The sequence below is a fragment of the Segeticoccus sp. genome, from assembly GCF_035708005.1.
Map to the genome: position 1 here is coordinate 1 of NZ_DASSTI010000060.1, position 2,543 is coordinate 2,543.

Consider the following 2,543-nt stretch of genomic DNA (forward strand, 5'->3'; position numbering starts at 1 on the left):
AGACTGGGTGCCGTGATCGGCACCGACGACATGATGTGGTTCCTCGACCGGGCACTCGACGGCATGGTCGAGATCGTGGAGGGCCTGGGCGACGACCTGGCCAACCAGCGCCCGGGGCTGGAAGGTGCGAACTCGGCATACGCGATCCTCACCCACTGCCTGGGCGTCATGGAGTTCTGGGGCGGGCACGTGGTCGCGGGCCGGCCGAGCCACCGCGACCGGGACGCGGAGTTTGTGGCCGCGGGCGAGGTGGCGGACCTGGTCCGCCGCACCCGCGAGGCCCGCGACCAGCTCGCCCGCGACCTCCAGGGCCTGGAGCCGCAGGCCGCGCCGCGCAGCCCGCTCCCCGAGGGACACCCCGACGCGAGCCTGCCGATCGCCCGCACCCAGGGCGGCGTCGTGGTGCACGTCTTCGAGGAGCTGGCGCAGCACCGGGGGCAGCTGGAACTGACCCGGGACGTGCTCCGGGCCGGCACGCGATGACGTGTTCCCGGCCGCGAGGGCGCATGCTGGACGGGTGACCAAGCCGACCAGACGCCAGCGCCCCACCACCAGCCCCTTCTACGTCCACGGCCAGGAGCCGGAGCAGGAGCGGTTCGAGAAGGGTGACCGGGTGACCCACGACCGCTACGGCCTGGGCCGGGTGACCAGTCTCCAGGGAGACGGTGCGGTGTGCGTCGACTTCGGCGAGGGCTCGGTGCACCTGTCCCTGGACCACCCCGGGCTGCACCGGCTCTGAGCGCTCGGCGACCGCGGACGCCGGAGAGGGTGACCCCGGTGTCCCGCCTCGGGCCGCCCGTAGACTGAGCGCCATGTCCTCCCTCTCCCGTGACGAGGTCGCGCACGTCGCCATGCTCGCCCGCATCCAGCTCAGTGACGCCGAGCTCGACAAGCTGTCCGGTCAGCTGGAGCAGATCGTGGGCTACGTGGCCAGCGTCAACGAGGTGGCGGCCGCGGACATCCCGCCGATGTCGCACCCGATGCCGCTGACCAACGTGACCCGCGATGACGTCGTGCGCCCCAGCCTGACCGCCGAGGAGGCGCTCGCGATGGCCCCCGCGGCCGAGGACCAGCGCTTCGAGGTGCCGCGCATCCTCGACGAGGAATGACCGGCGAGCACCGCTCCGACCGCTGCCCACCGCGCCCGAACCGCACCGCTGCGAGGTTTCCCCTGTGACTGCCGACATCACCCGCCTGAGCGCCGCCGAAATCGCGACGGCGTTGTCCGCCAAGGAGTTCAGCGCCGTCGACGCGGTGCAGGCGCACCTCGACCGGATCGCCGCCGTCGACGGTGACGTCCACGCGTTCCTGCACGTCGACGCCGAGGGTGCGCTCGCCACCGCCCGCGAGGTCGACCAGCGCCGCGCCGCGGGGGAGGCGCTGCCCGCGCTCGCCGGTGTCCCGGTGGCGGTCAAGGACATCGCGACCACCAAGGGCCTGCCCACCACGTGCGGCAGCAAGATGCTCGAGGGCTGGATCCCGCCCTACGACGCCACCGTGGTGGCGCGGCTGCGCGCGGCCGGCCTGCCCATCCTGGGCAAGACCAACATGGACGAGTTCGCCATGGGCTCCTCCACCGAGCACTCCGCCTACGGCCCGAGCCGCAACCCGTGGGACCTGGAACGGATCCCGGGCGGCTCGGGCGGCGGCTCCTCGGCCTCGGTCGCGTCCTTCATGGCCCCGCTCGCGATCGGCACCGACACCGGCGGCTCGATCCGCCAGCCGGCCGCGGTGACCGGCACGGTCGGCACCAAACCGACCTACGGCGGCGTGTCCCGCTACGGCCTCGTGGCACTGGCGAGCAGCCTCGACCAGGCCGGTCCGTGCGCCCGCACGGTGCTCGACGCCGCGCTGCTGCACGAGGTCATCGGTGGCCACGACCCGATGGACTCCACCTCGATCGACGCCCCCGTCCCGCCGGTCGTGGACGCTGCCCGACGCGGTGACCTCACCGGCCTGCGCGTCGGCATCGTGCGCGAGCTCACCGGCGAGGGCTACCAGGAGGGGGTGCAGCGCCGGTTCGACGAGGCCGTGCAGCTGCTCACCGGCGCCGGTGCGGAGGTCGTCGACGTCTCCTGCCCGCACTTCGCCTACGGCCTCGCGGCCTACTACCTCATCCTGCCCAGCGAGGCGTCCTCCAACCTGGCCCGCTTCGACGCCATGCGCTACGGCCTGCGCGTCGGCCCGGACGGGGTGCCCAGCCCGTCGGCGGAGCAGGTGATGGCGGCCAGCCGCGACGCCGGGTTCGGCGACGAGGTCAAGCGCCGCATCATCCTCGGCACCTACGCGCTGTCCAGCGGCTACTACGACGCCTACTACGGGCAGGCGCAGAAGGTCCGCACCCTGATCACCCGGGACTTCACTGCGGCGTTCGAGCAGGTGGACGCGCTGATCTCGCCGACCACCCCGTTCGTGGCGTTCCCGATCGGCGAGCGCACCTCCGACCCCTACCAGATGTACCTGGCCGACCTGTTCACCATCCCGACCAACCTGTACGGGGGACCCGGCATCTCGGTGCCGTGCGGGCTCTCCGACGGCCTGCC

Annotated in this window: 4 protein-coding genes; all 4 read left to right on the forward strand. The window is 72.8% G+C overall.

The genetic code is table 11. From position 1 onward, the window contains the following. Positions 1-483: mycothiol transferase (locus tag VFL99_RS06810; RefSeq protein WP_325105582.1), on the forward strand; the 483-nt coding region annotated here is incomplete at its 5' end. A gap of 34 nt (positions 484-517) precedes the next feature. Next, positions 518-739 carry a hypothetical protein gene (locus tag VFL99_RS06815; RefSeq protein ID WP_325105583.1) on the forward strand — a complete coding sequence of 74 codons (222 nt, stop codon included), beginning with the start codon at positions 518-520 and terminating at the stop codon, positions 737-739. Positions 740-812: 73 nt separating this feature from the next. Further along, the gene (gene gatC / locus VFL99_RS06820; protein ID WP_325105584.1) at positions 813-1,109 is read left to right on the forward strand and encodes an Asp-tRNA(Asn)/Glu-tRNA(Gln) amidotransferase subunit GatC; all 297 of its coding nucleotides are present in this window, start codon (positions 813-815) and stop codon (positions 1,107-1,109) included. Between the two features lie 64 nt (positions 1,110-1,173). Next, a partial coding sequence (gene gatA / locus VFL99_RS06825) for an Asp-tRNA(Asn)/Glu-tRNA(Gln) amidotransferase subunit GatA (protein WP_325105585.1) occupies positions 1,174-2,543 on the forward strand: 1,370 nt, incomplete at its 3' end.

What these genes read in the sequence shown, in the direction of transcription:
- gatC (WP_325105584.1), top strand. Translation starts at nt 813, where the DNA reads ATGTCCTCCCTCTCCCGTGACGAGGTCGCGCACGTCGCCATGCTCGCC.